The 14,688-nt window shown below is 54.0% G+C and carries 12 protein-coding genes, 1 pseudogene and 1 other annotated feature; of the genes and pseudogenes, 9 read left to right on the top strand and 4 right to left on the bottom strand.

Going from position 1 to position 14,688, the window contains the following annotated elements; translation table 11 throughout:
• Nucleotides 1–2 precede the first annotated feature (2 nt).
• The 5 genes from ACFCTO_RS08860 (at nucleotide 3) to rsmA (ending at nucleotide 4,508) form a co-directional block, all read left to right on the top strand.
• On the top strand, nucleotides 3–800 hold the full coding sequence (locus ACFCTO_RS08860; RefSeq protein ID WP_499876752.1) for a class I SAM-dependent methyltransferase: 798 nt from the start codon (nucleotides 3–5) through the stop codon (nucleotides 798–800).
• A gap of 3 nt (nucleotides 801–803) precedes the next feature.
• Nucleotides 804–1,733, top strand: a complete 930-nt coding sequence (gene miaA, locus ACFCTO_RS08855; RefSeq protein ID WP_499876751.1) for a tRNA (adenosine(37)-N6)-dimethylallyltransferase MiaA — start codon at nucleotides 804–806, stop codon at nucleotides 1,731–1,733.
• Between the two features lie 128 nt (nucleotides 1,734–1,861).
• Nucleotides 1,862–3,112 carry a methionine gamma-lyase family protein gene (locus ACFCTO_RS08850; RefSeq protein WP_178138874.1) on the top strand — a complete coding sequence of 417 codons (1,251 nt, stop codon included), beginning with the start codon at nucleotides 1,862–1,864 and terminating at the stop codon, nucleotides 3,110–3,112.
• Nucleotides 3,105–3,650 carry a ribonuclease M5 gene (gene rnmV / locus ACFCTO_RS08845; protein WP_481324917.1) on the top strand — a complete coding sequence of 182 codons (546 nt, stop codon included), beginning with the start codon at nucleotides 3,105–3,107 and terminating at the stop codon, nucleotides 3,648–3,650. The genes ACFCTO_RS08850 and rnmV overlap by 8 nt, the downstream gene beginning before the upstream one ends.
• Entirely contained in the window at nucleotides 3,651–4,508 is an 858-nt protein-coding gene (gene rsmA, locus ACFCTO_RS08840) for a 16S rRNA (adenine(1518)-N(6)/adenine(1519)-N(6))-dimethyltransferase RsmA (RefSeq protein WP_499876750.1), read from the top strand.
• Nucleotides 4,509–4,850: 342 nt separating this feature from the next.
• Here the strand turns inward: rsmA and cshA are convergent, their stop codons facing one another.
• Nucleotides 4,851–6,437, bottom strand: a complete 1,587-nt coding sequence (gene cshA, locus ACFCTO_RS08835; protein ID WP_292261148.1) for a degradosome RNA helicase CshA — start codon at nucleotides 6,435–6,437, stop codon at nucleotides 4,851–4,853.
• A 249-nt stretch (nucleotides 6,438–6,686) separates the two neighbouring features.
• Nucleotides 6,687–6,933, top strand: a binding site (T-box leader).
• 79 nt (nucleotides 6,934–7,012) lie between these two features.
• Here cshA and ACFCTO_RS08830 point away from each other — a divergent pair.
• From ACFCTO_RS08830 to leuB, 4 genes are all read left to right on the top strand, one after another.
• Entirely contained in the window at nucleotides 7,013–8,755 is a 1,743-nt protein-coding gene (locus ACFCTO_RS08830) for a 2-isopropylmalate synthase (protein WP_294024684.1), read from the top strand.
• A gap of 115 nt (nucleotides 8,756–8,870) precedes the next feature.
• Complete coding sequence (leuC, locus tag ACFCTO_RS08825) at nucleotides 8,871–10,130, top strand: 3-isopropylmalate dehydratase large subunit (RefSeq protein WP_499876749.1); 1,260 nt, start codon at nucleotides 8,871–8,873, stop codon at nucleotides 10,128–10,130.
• Nucleotides 10,131–10,132: 2 nt separating this feature from the next.
• Entirely contained in the window at nucleotides 10,133–10,621 is a 489-nt protein-coding gene (locus ACFCTO_RS08820; RefSeq protein ID WP_020310045.1) for a 3-isopropylmalate dehydratase small subunit, read from the top strand.
• A 1-nt stretch (nucleotide 10,622) separates the two neighbouring features.
• Nucleotides 10,623–11,693: a 3-isopropylmalate dehydrogenase gene (leuB, locus tag ACFCTO_RS08815; protein WP_370841911.1), complete on the top strand. Its 1,071-nt coding sequence runs from the start codon at nucleotides 10,623–10,625 to the stop codon at nucleotides 11,691–11,693.
• 122 nt (nucleotides 11,694–11,815) lie between these two features.
• Here the strand turns inward: leuB and ACFCTO_RS08810 are convergent, their stop codons facing one another.
• From ACFCTO_RS08810 to ACFCTO_RS08800, 3 genes and pseudogenes are all read right to left on the bottom strand, one after another.
• Nucleotides 11,816–12,724, bottom strand: coding sequence for an IS3 family transposase (locus ACFCTO_RS08810; protein ID WP_370841909.1), 909 nt, complete (start codon nucleotides 12,722–12,724; stop codon nucleotides 11,816–11,818).
• Complete coding sequence (locus tag ACFCTO_RS08805) at nucleotides 12,715–13,035, bottom strand: helix-turn-helix domain-containing protein (protein ID WP_370841908.1); 321 nt, start codon at nucleotides 13,033–13,035, stop codon at nucleotides 12,715–12,717. Before ACFCTO_RS08805 ends, ACFCTO_RS08810 begins: the two co-directional genes overlap by 10 nt.
• 123 nt (nucleotides 13,036–13,158) lie before the next feature.
• Nucleotides 13,159–14,407 (bottom strand): annotated as a pseudogene (locus ACFCTO_RS08800) (IS256 family transposase).
• Nucleotides 14,408–14,688 lie beyond the last annotated feature (281 nt).

Genomic DNA, 14,688 nt, shown 5'->3' with positions numbered 1-14,688 from the left:
ATATGATTTACGTCGTGCCTTCATTGAAGGCCAAAGAAAAATTACAATGTGAAGGGAACGCCTGGGCCGAAAGCCAGGGCTTTGCCTATGTGCCGCGGGGAAAGCGGACCATACAGGACTTGATGGATGAATACGGCGAGGATTTCCTCGTCTATTCATCGCGGGGGCCTCAGATAGACCGCCCGGAAGGCAGCCATTTCTTCAGCCTCAACATGGCCGAACTGCGCATCCAGAACCTGCGGAAAGGCCAGCGCGACCATCTCCTGGAAGCCCTGATGGGGGTGAAGGAGTACGACCTGCGGCCTGCAGCGGCGCAGCCGCCTATTTCCGTCCTCGATTGTACCTGTGGTTTTGGCGCCGATGCGGCCGTCGCCTCTTTCGGCCTGCCGGCTGGCTCCCGCGTCGATGCCCTGGAAGTATCGCCTTTGCTGGAAGCCGTTACGGCCTGGGGCTTTTCCCACTTTGTCCATAAGAAAGACGACGTCACGGCGGCGCTGCGCCGGATTTCCCTGCGTTGTGGTGACTATCGCGACTATCTGTTGTCCGATGAAGGGCCTGTGTACGACATCCTCTATTTCGACCCCATGTTCCAGCGGCCTGTCGAGGCGAGCTGCCAGTTCCAGCCCGTCCGGGCCATCATGGAACACGGCGGCCTGACGCGGGACCTCGGCGCTGCAGAAAGCCCGGCGCCGGGTGGTCATCAAAGAACGGGATTTCCGCCAGCTCTGCCGCGATTTCCCGGATGTTACCTTATATGGCGGCAAATACAGCCGCATTGGCTATGCCGTATTGGAGTGTGATTCATGGAAAAAGTAATTGCCATCATCGGTCCGACGGCGGTCGGCAAGACGGCCCTCAGTTTTGCCCTGGCCGAACACTACGGGACCGACCTCATTTCCGGTGACGCCTACCAGATTTACCGCCATATGGATATCGGTACGGCCAAGCCGACGGCGGACGAACTGGCCCGCTATCACCATTATCTCATCGATATTGCTGAGCCCGATGAGCCCTATTCGGCAGCCCGCTTCTGTGATATGGCGGGAAAGGCCATTGCCGAAGTCAACGGAAAGGGGAAGATCCCTATTCTCGTCGGCGGTACGGGCCTATACGTCCAGTCTCTCCTGGAAGGCTATGATTTCCAGACGGCCCGCATGACCGAAGCCGACAAGGAAGCGGCCCAGGCGCGGATCGACGCTCTCAGTCAAGAGGAACTGAAGGCCTATATCGAGACGGAAACGGACTGGCAGCCGCCGGACTGGCACGAGCTGTTTTCCAACACGCACCGCCTGACCCGACTGGTCAGCGCCATCGAGCAGGGCGAAGGGAAATCTTTCGTCCGGGCCGGCAAGGCTCGGGATGTAGTCTATGACGCTTACGTCATCGGTCTGCGCCTGCCGCGGGATGTCTTGTACCGGCGCATTGAAGAGCGCGTCGACGCCATGATTGCCGCCGGCTGGGTCGATGAAGTGCGGCACCTGCTGGACAAGGGCATCCCGACGGACTGCCAGGCCATGAAGGCCATCGGCTATCAGGAACTGGCCCTGTATCTCCAGGGACAGATGTCCCTCGATGACGCTGTGGCCCGTATCAAGACCCGGACGCGGCGCTTTGCCAAACGCCAGCTCACGTGGTTCAGACGCATGCCCTACATCCACTGGTACGACAAGGACCAGTACGATGGAGAAGATGCATTGATACAGGCTGTGCTGGGGGATGTGCCTTTCCCATGACGTGGGAATGGCGCAGGCGGCAAGTAGAAAAGCAACCTCTCAGTCAGCAGAGCTGACAGCTCTCCTATGAGGAGAGCCCCTAACCCCTAACTACATATTCACTATAGAAAGGAATCATGACATTGTCTTTGGATTTAGAAACATTACGAAAAGAAGCGCTGGCCGAATGTGCGGACCAGTTTGAACGCATTGATACGATTTGTCTCCATAATACGGCGAAAGTCCTGGCCGCTTATAAGGAAGCCCAGATTTCTTCGTACCAGTTTGCCGGTACGTCGGGCTATGGCTACAGCGACATGGGCCGGGAAAAGCTCGATGAAGTCTTTGCCCGCGTCTTCAAGGCCGAAAAGGCCATTGTCCGGCCCCACTTCGTATCGGGGACCCATGCGCTGGCGACGGTCCTGCTGGCCCTGCTGCAGACTGGCGATCTCATGATGAGCCTCGTCGGGGCGCCTTATGACACGATGCAGGGCGTCATCGGCTATGCCCATGAAACGCCGCATTCTTTGAAGGAAAAGGGCGTCCGCTATGAGGAAGTCCCCTTGAAGGACAACGCCTATGATTTGGCCGGCATTGAAGCGGCCGTCGCCGAAAAGCAGCCGAAACTGGTCCTCATCCAGCGTTCCCGCGGTTACAGCACGCGGGCATCCTTGACGATTGATGATATCCGTTCTATTATTTCCGTCGTCAAGAAGGTCAGCCCCAAGACGATTTGCTTCGTCGACAACTGTTATGGCGAATTTGCTGCTGAAGAAGAACCGATTGAAGCCGGTGCCGACATCATCGCCGGGTCGCTCATAAAGAATCCCGGCGGCGGCATTGCTCCCACAGGCGGCTATATTGCCGGCAAGGAAGAACTGGTCCACGCCGCAGCCGACTACCTGACGGCTCCGGGCCTGGGCGACGAACTCGGTTCCTATGCAGCCGGCTACCGCCTCTTTTTCCAGGGCTTCTTCATGGCACCGCACGTTACGGCTCAGGCTATCAAAGGGGCCGTCTTTGCAGCGGCTGTCTTTGAAAAGATGGGCTTCAAGGTTTCGCCGGCCGTCCAGGATCCGCGCGTCGACCTGATCCAGACCATTTACCTGGAAAACGAACAGAACATGTGTCTCTTCTGCCAGGGTATCCAGTCCTTCTCGCCTGTCGACGCCCACGTCACACCCATTCCCGACGATATGCCGGGCTATGCCGATAAGATCATCATGGCCGCCGGTGATTTCGTCCAGGGTTCGTCTATCGAATTGTCGGCCGACGGCCCGATCCGCGACCCGTACATGATTTATCTCCAAGGCGGCATCGTCTTTGAACACAATGTCCTGGCCATCCTCAGCGCAGCCCAGTACATTGCCGAACACCGGGAAGGAGCCGCTCATGATTAAGGAAGTCCTCGTCGTCGAAGGCCGGTCCGATGTCGCCCGCATCCGTGCCAGCCACATCGACGTTGATATGATTACGACAGATGGTTTCAATTTGAAGCCTCACACGCTGGAACAGATCCGCTGTGCTTATGAAAAGCGGGGCATCATCATCCTGACCGACCCCGATCGGGCCGGCGAACAGATCCGCAAGTTCCTGACCGACCGTTTCCCTAATGCCAAACACGCCTTTATCCCCAGGAAAGATGCCATTGCCAACAACGACCTGGGCGTCGAACAGGCCTCGCCGGAAGCCATCCGCCTGGCCTTGTCCAAAGTCCGCTGTGCGACGTATGAACCGCAAGTGACCTTTACCATGCAGGACATTTCCGCTGCCGGCCTCAACGGGACGCCTGATGCGGCCGACCGCCGGGCCGAAGTCGGCGCCATCCTGGGTATCGGCTATGGCAATGCCAAACAGTTTTTGAAACGCTTGAACCATTACGGCGTCACCCGTGACGAATGGGATGATGCCCTCCGTCAGATCCACGAGGTGAAATAGATGAAAGAAGTCGACTTGTCCAATCCAGACGTCGTCCGCTACGTCGTCAAACGCTTTGGCCTGCGCATGAATAAGAAGCTGGGCCAGAATTTCCTCATCCGTCACGCCGTCGTCGACGACATTGCCGACGCTGCCGAAATCGGGGAGGGCAATCCGGTCCTGGAAATCGGGCCGGGCATCGGCACCCTGACCCAGGCCCTGGCCGAAACGGGCGCAGCCGTCACGGCTGTCGAACTGGACGACCATCTGCTGCCCGTCCTCGACAAGACCTTGGAACACTATGACAACGTGCGCGTCGTCCACGGCGACATCCTGCGCATCGACATCGAAGAAGTCATGAATCACCAGCCCTTCACGGTCTGTGCCAATCTGCCCTACTATATCACGACGCCGATCATCATGAAGCTCCTGGAACAGAAGCTGCCCATCAAGCGCATCGTCGTCATGGTCCAGAAGGAAGTGGCCGAACGCATGGTAGCCGAACCGGGCCATAAGATTTACGGTGCCCTGTCCGTGTCGGTTCAGTACTATACGCAGCCGCAGATGCTCTTTGAAATCTCGCCGAAATGCTTCATGCCGGCACCGGAAGTCACGTCGGCCGTCGTCGCCATGGACGTCCGCCAGCAGCCGCCTGTCGATTTGATCGACGAAAAGCGCTTCTTCCAGGTCATCAAAGCGGCCTTCCAGCAGCGCCGCAAGACCTTTTCCAACGCCTTGAAAAATACGGGCATGAGCAAGGAACAAATCGCCCAGGTCCTGGAAAAAACAGGCATCGATGGCAAACGCCGCGGGGAAACACTGTCTCTCCAGGAATTCGCCGACATCGCCAACGCCTGGAGCGAGATTATTCGTGGCTAGTGGTTCGTAACTGGCCTTTCCTGATAAGAAGAGAGGTGCCTGGAGGGCATTTGTAGGTGCTCGCTGTAAGATATTTGTAGGGGCTCGCACGTGGCGAGCCCGCCAGGTATATGTGGAATTTTCCGGCTCGGTGAGTGTGTTTTCAAATACCAAGCGGGTGCCCCGTTAGGAATTTGGATGATTCTTTTTAGCCAGCTTGTCGGGAAATCATACATATTAGTTTGTAGCACGGAGTTTGTAGTTTTCAGCAAAACATCTAAATTTAAAGCCATCCGCTAGCCACTAGCCACTAACTGCTAATCACTAAAAAAGGCGCTGTCTTTATGCGACAGCGCCTTTTTTTTAATCCTTGAAGTAAGGCTTGAATGCGGAGCGATTCGGTTCTTTATGTTGTTTGTTTTCACGGCGCTGGTTGTTGTTGCGGAAGCTGCCGCGATTGTTGTTGTCGCGGTTCTTCGGGGCAAAGTGGCGGCGTCGTTCGCCGCGGCGTTCGTTGTTGTCTTCGCCGTCGTTATTGCGGCTGCGGCGGTCTCCACGGCGGTCGTTGCGGTTGTAGCGGCGGTTATTGCGGTCACCGCGATTGTTGCGGCTGCGGTGGACGCGGAGCGGCGCTTCTTCAGTGATCTTGACCGGTGTCGTGTCCGGTTCTTTGGTCAAGAGCTTGATGGCAGCGGCTACCAGGGCGGCCGAGTCGTAGTTGGACAGGAGTTCTTCGGCATTTTCTTTGTACGGCCCGAAATTGCCTTCTTCTGTCGTCGTGATCAGGCTGCGGATGGCGGCCTGCTGGGCGCCTTCCAGGGCTTCCGAGAAGGTCGGGGCCTTGCGGCGGGTGATGCGGCGCTTGATGAGGCGTTCGATGGTCCGCAGGTGTTCCATTTCGCGGGGGATGACGAAGGTCGTCGCTTCACCGCTCTGACCGGCACGGCCGGTACGGCCGACGCGGTGGACGTAGCTTTCCGGGTCCTGAGGAAGGTCGTAGTTGAAGACGTGGGTAACGCCGCTGATGTCGAGGCCGCGGGCGGCGACGTCGGTAGCGACGAGGATGTCGATGGTCTTTTCACGGAACTGGCGGATGACCGTATCGCGCTTGGCCTGGGTCAGGTCGCCGTGGATGCCTTCAGCCGAGTAACCGCGCTTCTTGAGGGCTTCCGACACTTCGTCGACGCGGCGTTTGGTGCGGACGAAGATGATGGCCAGGTCCGGTTCCTGCAGGTCCAGGAGACGGCAGAGGATGTCGAATTTCTGGCGGTCCGGCACTTCGATGTAGGACTGTTCGATGAGGTCCATCGTGACTTCTTTGGCCTTCATGCGGATGATGAGCGGGTCGTGCAGGAACGTTTCTGCCAGCTGCTGGATCGGCTTGGGCATGGTAGCCGAGAAGAGCAGGGTCTGGCGCGTATTCGGCGTAGCGGCCATGATGAGGTTGATGTCATCGATGAAGCCCATGTCCAGCATTTCGTCGGCTTCGTCGAGGACGATGGTCGTGATGTGGCTCAAATCGATGGTGCCGCGTTTCATGTGGTCGATGAGGCGGCCCGGCGTGGCGACGATGATCTGCGGGCATTTGCGCAGGCGGCGCAGCTGGCGTTCCATATCCTGGCCGCCGTAGATCGGCAGGGCCTGGATGTTGGTGAACTGGGCCAGGTGGTTCAGCTCTTCGGCAACCTGCATGGCCAGTTCACGCGTCGGCGACAGGACGACGGTCTGGATATCCTTGGACGGTTCGGCTTTCAGGATTTTTTCCAGGACCGGGATGCCGTAGGCTGCGGTCTTACCCGTACCGGTCTGGGCCTGGCCGATCATGTCGCTGCCGCTCATGGCGACGGGAATCGATTCAGCCTGGATCGGTGTCGGTTCTTCAAAGCCCATTTCATTCAGGGCACGGATAATGACTTCGCTAATATTCAAATTTTGGAATTTTTCTAACATGTACTTCCTCCTTGTTGTGTAACTTATTTATTATAGCATTAATAAGGGGAAAAAGATAGGGGGAGGCGACGCATCCTGCAAAGAATCGTTACATGCAAAGATAAACGTTAAACTCGTCTTAACGATATTTTATTAAATAAAGTATCACGTTTAAGCTAAAAATATTCGGAAAAGTTCTGGAAAAAGTCTTGCAAATTACAAAATGGTATGATAACATACAAAACGTCAACAGACAAACAATCCAAAATAAAAAATGCGTTGAAGAGAACTAGTAAGTTCCGGAATGTTTCCAGAGAGCTGCCGGGTGGTGTGAGGCAGCAGCGGCACGGAACAGAACTCATCTCTAAGCAGCTCGCTGAAACGAAAGGAGTAGGTGGAGCCGGGGCCTGGCCGTTAACAGACAGGAGGGTATCGACGTATGTCCGTACCTGTTGAGAGCCTATCTTCGGATAGGAATTAGAGTGGTAACGCGTAAGTATAATCTTTCGTCTCTTTTCGAGATGAAAGATTTTTTTTATTTTGATTGTGTAATGATTTATTTTAAATTTATTTCATGATCATAGGAGAGATGCAGTATGAAAAACGTAGAACATTATAAAAAAGGTTATTTTATGCCCCCTGTTGTCGATATGTCCTGGGCCCAGAAAGAATATCCCGATAAAGCGCCCATTTGGTGCAGCGTCGATTTGCGCGATGGCAACCAGGCCCTCATCATTCCTATGAGCCTTGAAGAAAAGATTGAATTCTATAAAGTTTTAGTTGCCATGGGCTTCAAGGAAATCGAAGTCGGCTTCCCGGCTGCGTCGGAAACGGAATTTGAATTCCTGCGCTACTTAGTCGACCACGACATGATTCCCGATGACGTCACCGTCCAGGTCCTGACCCAGGCCCGGGAACACATCATCCGCAAGACTTTCGATGCCCTGAAAGGCGTCAAGAACGCCATCGTCCACGTCTACAATTCCACGTCCTTCGCCCAGCGCCAGCAGGTCTTCCGCAAATCGAAGGAAGAAATCAAACAGATTGCTGTAGACGGTGCGAAATTGTTACAGCGCCTGACCGACGAAGCCGGTGCCAACTTCCGCTTTGAATATTCGCCGGAAAGCTTCACCGGCACGGAACCGGAATACGCTTTGGAAGTCTGCAACGCCGTCCTCGATGTCTGGAAACCGACGGCTGACCGCAAGGCCATCATCAACCTGCCGTCGACGGTCCAGATGTCCATGCCTCATGTCTTCGCTTCGCAGATCGCCTATATGTCGCAGAACTTGAAATACCGCGACAACGTTATCTTATCGGTCCATCCCCACAATGACCGCGGCACAGGCGTCGCCGACGCTGAAATGGCCATGCTCGCCGGCGCCGACCGCGTCGAAGGTACACTGTTCGGCAATGGCGAACGGACGGGCAATGCCGACATCGTCACGATCGGTATGAACATGTATGCCTTAGGCGTCGACCCGGGCCTGGATTTCTCGAACATGCCCAAACTGGTGGAAACGTATGAACGAGTGACCCGCATGCATGTCCATCCGCGTCAGCCTTATGCCGGCCAGCTGGTCTTCGCCGCTTTCTCCGGTTCTCATCAGGACGCCATCGCCAAGGGCATGCACTTCCGCAAGGAAAACAACGAACAGTACTGGACCTGCCCGTACCTGTACATCGATCCGCATGATGTGGGCCGCACGTACGATGCCGACGTCATCCGCATCAACAGCCAGTCCGGCAAGGGCGGCGTAGGTTTCGTCATGGAACAGAATTACGGCATCGACATGCCGAAGAAGATGCGCGAAGACTTCAGCTACTTCGTCAAGGAAGTATCGGACCACAAGCATCAGGAATTGAAACCGGCCGAAATCTACGACGTCTTCCAGAAGAACTACCTCAATGCCGATACGCCGCTGAAAGTCGAAGACTTCTCGCTCAAGAAGAAAGGCGATAAATGGGTCGGCAAAGTCCTGGTCCGCGCCAACGACGAAGAAGTCGTCCTCGAAGGGGCCGGCAACGGCCAGCTGAATGCCGTCAGCAATGCCGTCTGCAAGGCCTATGGCATCGAGTTCAGCAACCTCGTCTACAGCGAACACGATTTGGACCGTGACTCCGATTCCCGCGGCATCGCTTACTTCGGCCTGACCGATAAAGAAGGCCATACGACCTGGGGCGCCGGCGTCGATACGGATACCATTACGGCTTCCATCTTCGCCTTCATGACGGCCATCAACCGCATGGACGGCATGGCTCAGCGCGTCAAGTTCCGGGCCCTCAAGTCCACGCCGGATACGATTACGGCCTTCAAAGCCACGTCGGGCCAGCATTAAGGTATGATGTTTGATGTGAGGGGAGTGTAATTGAAAGCCACTCACATCGAACTCAAGCATGATAGAAACTTATCTGTATTGGATTTTAGTGAAATAATAAGGAGTGTATATACATATGGGTATGACGATGACGCAGAAAATCCTGGCAAAACATGCCGGCGTCGACTCGGTGAAACCGGGTGATTTAATTACTTGTAATCTCGATATGGTCCTGGCCAATGATATTACGGCCCCTCCGGCCATTGCCCAGTTCAACAAGATCGGCAAGCCCGTCTTTGATAAGACCAAGATTTCTTTGATCCCGGACCACTTCACGCCAAACAAAGACATCAAGTCCGCCGGTTTGGCCAAAATCGTCCGCGACTTCGCCAAGGAACACGGCATTACGCATTATTTTGAAGTCGGCCGTGTCGGCATCGAACACGTCCTCTTGCCGGAACAGGGCATCGTCGCTCCCGGTATGTTGACTATCGGTGCTGATTCCCATACCTGTACGTATGGCGCCCTGGGCGGATTCTCCACCGGCGTCGGCTCGACGGACTTAGGCGTCGCCATGGCTACAGGCAAGGCCTGGTTCAAAGTCCCCGATGCCATCAATGTCCATCTGACGGGCTCCAAACCCGATGACATTACGGGCAAAGACGTCATGCTGACCCTCATCGGTATGATCGGCGTCGACGGCGCTCTCTACCAGTCCCTGGAATTCACGGGCGAAGGCGTCGCCGCTCTGGATATGACCGACCGCTTCACCATTGCCAACATGGCCATCGAAGCCGGTGCCAAGAACGGCATCTTCCCTGTCGATGAACAGACCATAGCCTATGAAAAGGGCCGCGTCCCCGATGGCTACGACATCGTCACGGCTGACGACGACGCCCATTACAGCCGGACTGTCGAAATCAACTTGTCTGAATCGAAGCCCGTCGTCGCTTTCCCGCACCTGCCGGAAAACACCAAGGTCATCGGCACCTTCGGCGACATCAAAATCGACCAGGTCGTCATCGGCTCCTGTACCAATGGCCGTCTGGAAGATTTGAAGATCGCTGCGGACATCTTCAAAGGCCATAAAGTCCATCCTGACGTGCGCTGCATCGTCATCCCCGGCAGCCAGCACGTCTACATGGAAGCCATGAAGGCCGGCTACATCGAAACCTTCATCACTGCCGGCTGTGCCGTTTCGACGCCGACGTGCGGTCCCTGCTTGGGTGGCTACATGGGCATCATGACAGCTGGTGAAAAATGTGTCTCCACGACGAACCGCAACTTCCGCGGCCGCATGGGTCACGTCGACAGCGAAGTCTACCTGGCTGGCCCGCAGGTCGCTGCAGCCAGTGCGATTCTCGGCAAGATTGCCGCACCGAAGGAGGTCCGTTAATCATGACATTAGAAGGAAAAGTATGGCGCTACGGCGACAATATCGATACAGACGTAATCATCCCGGCTCGTTATTTGAACAGCTTCGATCCGAAAGAATTGGCCACGCACTGCATGGTCGACATTGACGAAACCTTTGCCGGCAACGTAAAGGCAGGGGACATCATGGTCGGCGGCCACAACTTTGGCTGCGGTTCATCCCGTGAACACGCACCGATTGCCATCAAGGCGTCGGGCATCCCCGTCGTCATTGCGGCCAGCTTCGCCCGCATCTTCTACCGCAATGCCATCAACGTCGGCCTGCCGGCCTTGGAAATCGGCGACGACGTCGAAAAAATCAAAGCCGGCGATATCCTCTCCATCGACCTCGACACGGGGAAAATCGTCGACAAGACGACAGGCGATACCTTCCAGGCACCGCCCCTGCCGGGCTTCATCCAGGACATCGCCAAAGCCGGCGGCTTGATCAATTACGTAAAGGAGTCTAAGTAACATGGCTAAACATATCGTCGTCATCCCCGGCGACGGAATCGGGGAAGAAATCACGGCAGGTGCCGTCAAAGTCTTACAGAAAATTGATGAAGTCTGCCACATCGGCCTGACTTTTGAAAAGAAACCGGCCGGCGGCACGGCCTATGACCTCTGCGGTTCGCCCTTGCCGGAAGATACCATCGAAGCGGCCAAGAAAGCCGACGCCATCCTCTTCGGCGCCGTCGGCGGCGACAAATGGGACAACGTCGACCCGAAACTGCGCCCGGAACAGGCCGTCCTGGGCCTGCGCAAGGCTTTGGGGCTCTATGTCAACCTGCGCCCGGTCAAGGTACCGGAAGTCCTGGCCGAATACTCGCCGCTCAAACCGGACATCGTCACCGGGACGGACGTCCTCATCGTCCGCGAACTCGTCGGCGGCATCTATTTCGGCGACCGCTGCGAATCGGAAATCCACAATGGCGTCGAACGCGCGTGGGACCTGGAAAACTACAGTGTCCCTGAAGTACAGCGCATCAGCACCTTTGCCATGAAGGCCGCCCAGAAGCGCCGCCACAAGGTTACGTCCGTCGACAAGGCCAACGTCCTGGCTACGTCCCGCCTGTGGCGCCGTACGGTCATCGACGTCGCCAAGGATTATCCCGACGTCGCCTTGAACCATTTCTACGTCGACAACTGCGCCATGCAGCTGGCCCTCAATCCGAAGCAGTTCGACGTCATCGTCACGAGCAACCTCTTCGGCGATATCCTCAGCGATGAAGCGGCTGTCCTCGGCGGTTCCATCGGCATGATGCCGTCGGCTTCCATCGGCGAAATGACCAGCCTCTACGAACCGATTCACGGCTCGGCACCGGACATTGCCGGCCAGGGCATTGCCAATCCCTGCGCCACCATCCTTTCGGCGGCTATGCTCCTGCGCTACTCCCTGGATGAAGACGAAGCGGCCGAAAAGATTGAAAAAGCCGTCGACGCCGCCCTGGCAGCCGGCTGGCGCACGCCGGACCTCTATAAAGAAGGCTTCAAGAAAGCCGACACCCAGAAGATGACTGACGTCATCATCAGTGAAATTCACTAACTCGGTTTACTAAAAACTGTAAACTGAAAACTTAAAACCCAAAATGAACTGCTACCCGTCAAGTAGGCAATTAAAAAAATAAAAACTTTCTGCCATCAGATTTTGTTCTGGTGGCAGATTTTTTATGCCACCATCAGATACTGTTCGTGCTTTTCCATCGGCGTAAGCACGCCTAAGTTTCTTTGTAATCGCTTGTTATTATAGTATTCTATATAGTCTTCAATCATCTTTACCAGCGCTTCTTTGCTAGTAAAACGCTTCCCATAATACCGTTCTCTTTTCAGAATCCCCCAGAATCCTTCCATCGGACCGTTATCAATACATTTTGCGACTCTGGACATACTTTGCGTCATCCCGGCAGCTTCCAGCTTGGCATGAAAGGCTCTATGGGTATATTGGAATCCCCGGTCGGAATGAAAAAGAGGAGTAGCCCCTGGATTAGCTGCAATGGCAGCATCTACAGTATCAAATACTAACGCGTTATTATTCGCATCCCGTATGGCGTAAGAAACAATTCTGCGGTCATATAGGTCAAGGATGGCACTGAGATATACTTTGTGGACTTCTATGCCCATATAGTATTTGAATTCTGTCACATCACTTAACCACTTTTCATTCGGTGCTTCGGCTGTGAATTCTCTGTTCAAAATATTTTCAGCTATAAATTGTGGATTGGCTGCTTGCCTGGTACAGCCATGATTGGCATATTTGATGGTCGACTTAATCCCTTTCTGGCGGCAGATTCGCAATACCCGCTTGTCATTGACCGGGATACCATAATACCTATCTAAGTCATCACGTAGTCGGCGATATCCCTTATCCGGGTTTTCTCTATGAATCTCTTCTAGTATCTGAGCAATTCGTTCATTTTCGGCCTCATAAGCGGGATTCCCTCTATGCAGCCATTTATAATAAGCAGCCCGGCTTACCTTTCCCAGTTGGCAAAGCGCTTTAATGGGGTACCTATGTTCTTCGTGTTCTTCTTTGATCGCTTGGTAGATATGTCCATACCTGACCCGGCTCAGTCCCACCTCCTCTCTATTTCGCTGAGTTTTTTTAAGAAAGACGCCTCCATTTCGGCTCGTTCCTTTTCGGCACGGAGAATCCGGTTCTCGGCTCGGAGCTTCTCCACCTCCGTCATTTCTTCTTCTTTCTTGGTCCGGCCACGCCGGTCCTGAAGCGCTTCGATTCCGCCAGCTTCATATTTGACGGTATAGTTTCGGGCTTGTTGATAGGAAATGCCGTATCTTACGGCTGTTTCCTTGTAATTATGATCATGGGCAATACAGTATTGAACAATTTCGACTCTTTCCTCAAATGTGGTTTTTCTTCCTTTGGTCATGATGATGGCTCCTCCTGTTCCGGAAGCTTTCAGCTCCTCATAACCATTATACTTGAGAATCCATCTTCTGAGTTGGGTTTTTGACATGATTTTGGGGTGTGTCAAGAATTTTGTGTAAATTTCTTAGAAATCTTTGTCGTATTTTTCCATCAGAGGGCCAAGCCGTTCATCAATGAGCAGCTGGTTCCGGATTATCGCCCAATTGACTAGGCGATGTGAATTCCATTTCTTGTAGAGTTCCAAGATTCGCAGGTAGAAGATTTTAAAAACAGCATCTTCGTTAGGAAATGAACCTTTCTTCGTAACTTTGCGGAAGCTGGCATTTACGCTTTCGATGGCATTGGTCGTATACATTACCTTGCGTACGGCACTGCCGTAATTAAACAGCTGCTCGACGTGCTGGAAGTTGTTTTCCCAAACGGCGACGGCACCGGGATACCCCTGCCAGTCCTGTTTAAACTGCTCGAAAGCCCGCTGTGCTTCTTCCACGTTTACAGCCCCATAAATCCCTTTCAGCTGCTTCGTGAAAGCACTCCACTGCTTCCTGGGGATATACCGAATCGAGTTTCGTACGAGATGGACAATGCAGCGCTGTACGGTGACGTTCGGGAAAATAGCCTTTGCGCCCTCTTCCAGGCCGGATACGCCATCAATCGAGAGAATGCCTAAATCCTCGATGCCACGGGCTTTGAGCTCATCGAAAATCTGCATCCAGGCATGCTTGCTTTCGGTTTCATTGATCCAAAGACCCAGTACGTCTTTGTACCCATTGGTATCGTAAGCCAGCATTACATAGACGGCGACCTGACGGATACCGCGTTCTGTCCGCATAGAAACGTAGATGCAGTCTACAAAGGAAAAAAGGATAGAACGGCTTCAGCGGCCGTGTGCGCCAGCGGTTCACTTCTTCCATAACACAGTCCGTAATATTCGAAATCTGTTCATGAGAGAGCTGGAAACCATAAATGTCTTCGATAGTGGCGGCTATGTCACGCTGGCTCATACCGCGTGCATACATGGCCAGCACCTTGCCTTCAATGGACGACACATCGCGCTGATGTTTCTTTACAATCTGAGGTTCAAACTGGCCCTGACGGTCCCTGGGGACACGAATAGGGACTTCGCCCAGCGAGGTTTTCAACGTCTTCTGGGAATACCCGTTACGGGCATTTGTTGAATCTTCTGAGTGCCCATTCTTTTCATAACCGAGGTGATTCTGCATTTCGCCTTTCAGTACGGCTTCAAAGATAGGGCCGAAGACCTGCTTCAGGGCATCCTGTATGTCCTGGGCATCTTTAAGATCATAGTTTTCAAGAATCTGCTGAGCAATTTGTTCTCCGAATGTCGGCGTAGTTTTTTTACGTTTCGTCATGGGTACCATCCTTAATGTTTGATTACCCAATTATGGGGGATAAATTGGATTTGTGCAATAACCGGTTTACACAAACTATTTTACACTCCCGAAGGGAGCATATCATAAGCCATTTTAGCTTCGTGCGACAGCCCCTTTTTTGTGCTCATATTTGCTCATATTATAGTATTACAGCACTTTACAACTTTTACGCCGCCTCAGAAGTTGACGAAGCTAGTTTACACAAGGCCTGAACTAAGTCCGTTGGATTTTTTGCGGTTTGGGCCTTAGCGACCAAAGTG

The organism is Megasphaera indica (genome assembly GCF_046614755.1).
Lineage (GTDB): Bacteria > Bacillota > Negativicutes > Veillonellales > Megasphaeraceae > Megasphaera > Megasphaera intestinihominis.
This window is presented reverse-complemented; position numbering and strand designations above follow the sequence as displayed.

What these genes read in the sequence shown, in the direction of transcription:
- ACFCTO_RS08860 (WP_499876752.1), top strand. Translation starts at nt 3, where the DNA reads ATGATTTACGTCGTGCCTTCATTGAAGGCCAAAGAAAAATTACAATGT.
- miaA (WP_499876751.1), top strand. Translation starts at nt 804, where the DNA reads ATGGAAAAAGTAATTGCCATCATCGGTCCGACGGCGGTCGGCAAGACG.
- rnmV (WP_481324917.1), top strand. Translation starts at nt 3,105, where the DNA reads ATGATTAAGGAAGTCCTCGTCGTCGAAGGCCGGTCCGATGTCGCCCGC.
- rsmA (WP_499876750.1), top strand. Translation starts at nt 3,651, where the DNA reads ATGAAAGAAGTCGACTTGTCCAATCCAGACGTCGTCCGCTACGTCGTC.
- cshA (WP_292261148.1), bottom strand. Translation starts at nt 6,437, where the DNA reads ATGTTAGAAAAATTCCAAAATTTGAATATTAGCGAAGTCATTATCCGT.
- ACFCTO_RS08830 (WP_294024684.1), top strand. Translation starts at nt 7,013, where the DNA reads ATGAAAAACGTAGAACATTATAAAAAAGGTTATTTTATGCCCCCTGTT.
- leuC (WP_499876749.1), top strand. Translation starts at nt 8,871, where the DNA reads ATGGGTATGACGATGACGCAGAAAATCCTGGCAAAACATGCCGGCGTC.
- ACFCTO_RS08820 (WP_020310045.1), top strand. Translation starts at nt 10,133, where the DNA reads ATGACATTAGAAGGAAAAGTATGGCGCTACGGCGACAATATCGATACA.
- leuB (WP_370841911.1), top strand. Translation starts at nt 10,623, where the DNA reads ATGGCTAAACATATCGTCGTCATCCCCGGCGACGGAATCGGGGAAGAA.
- ACFCTO_RS08805 (WP_370841908.1), bottom strand. Translation starts at nt 13,035, where the DNA reads ATGACCAAAGGAAGAAAAACCACATTTGAGGAAAGAGTCGAAATTGTT.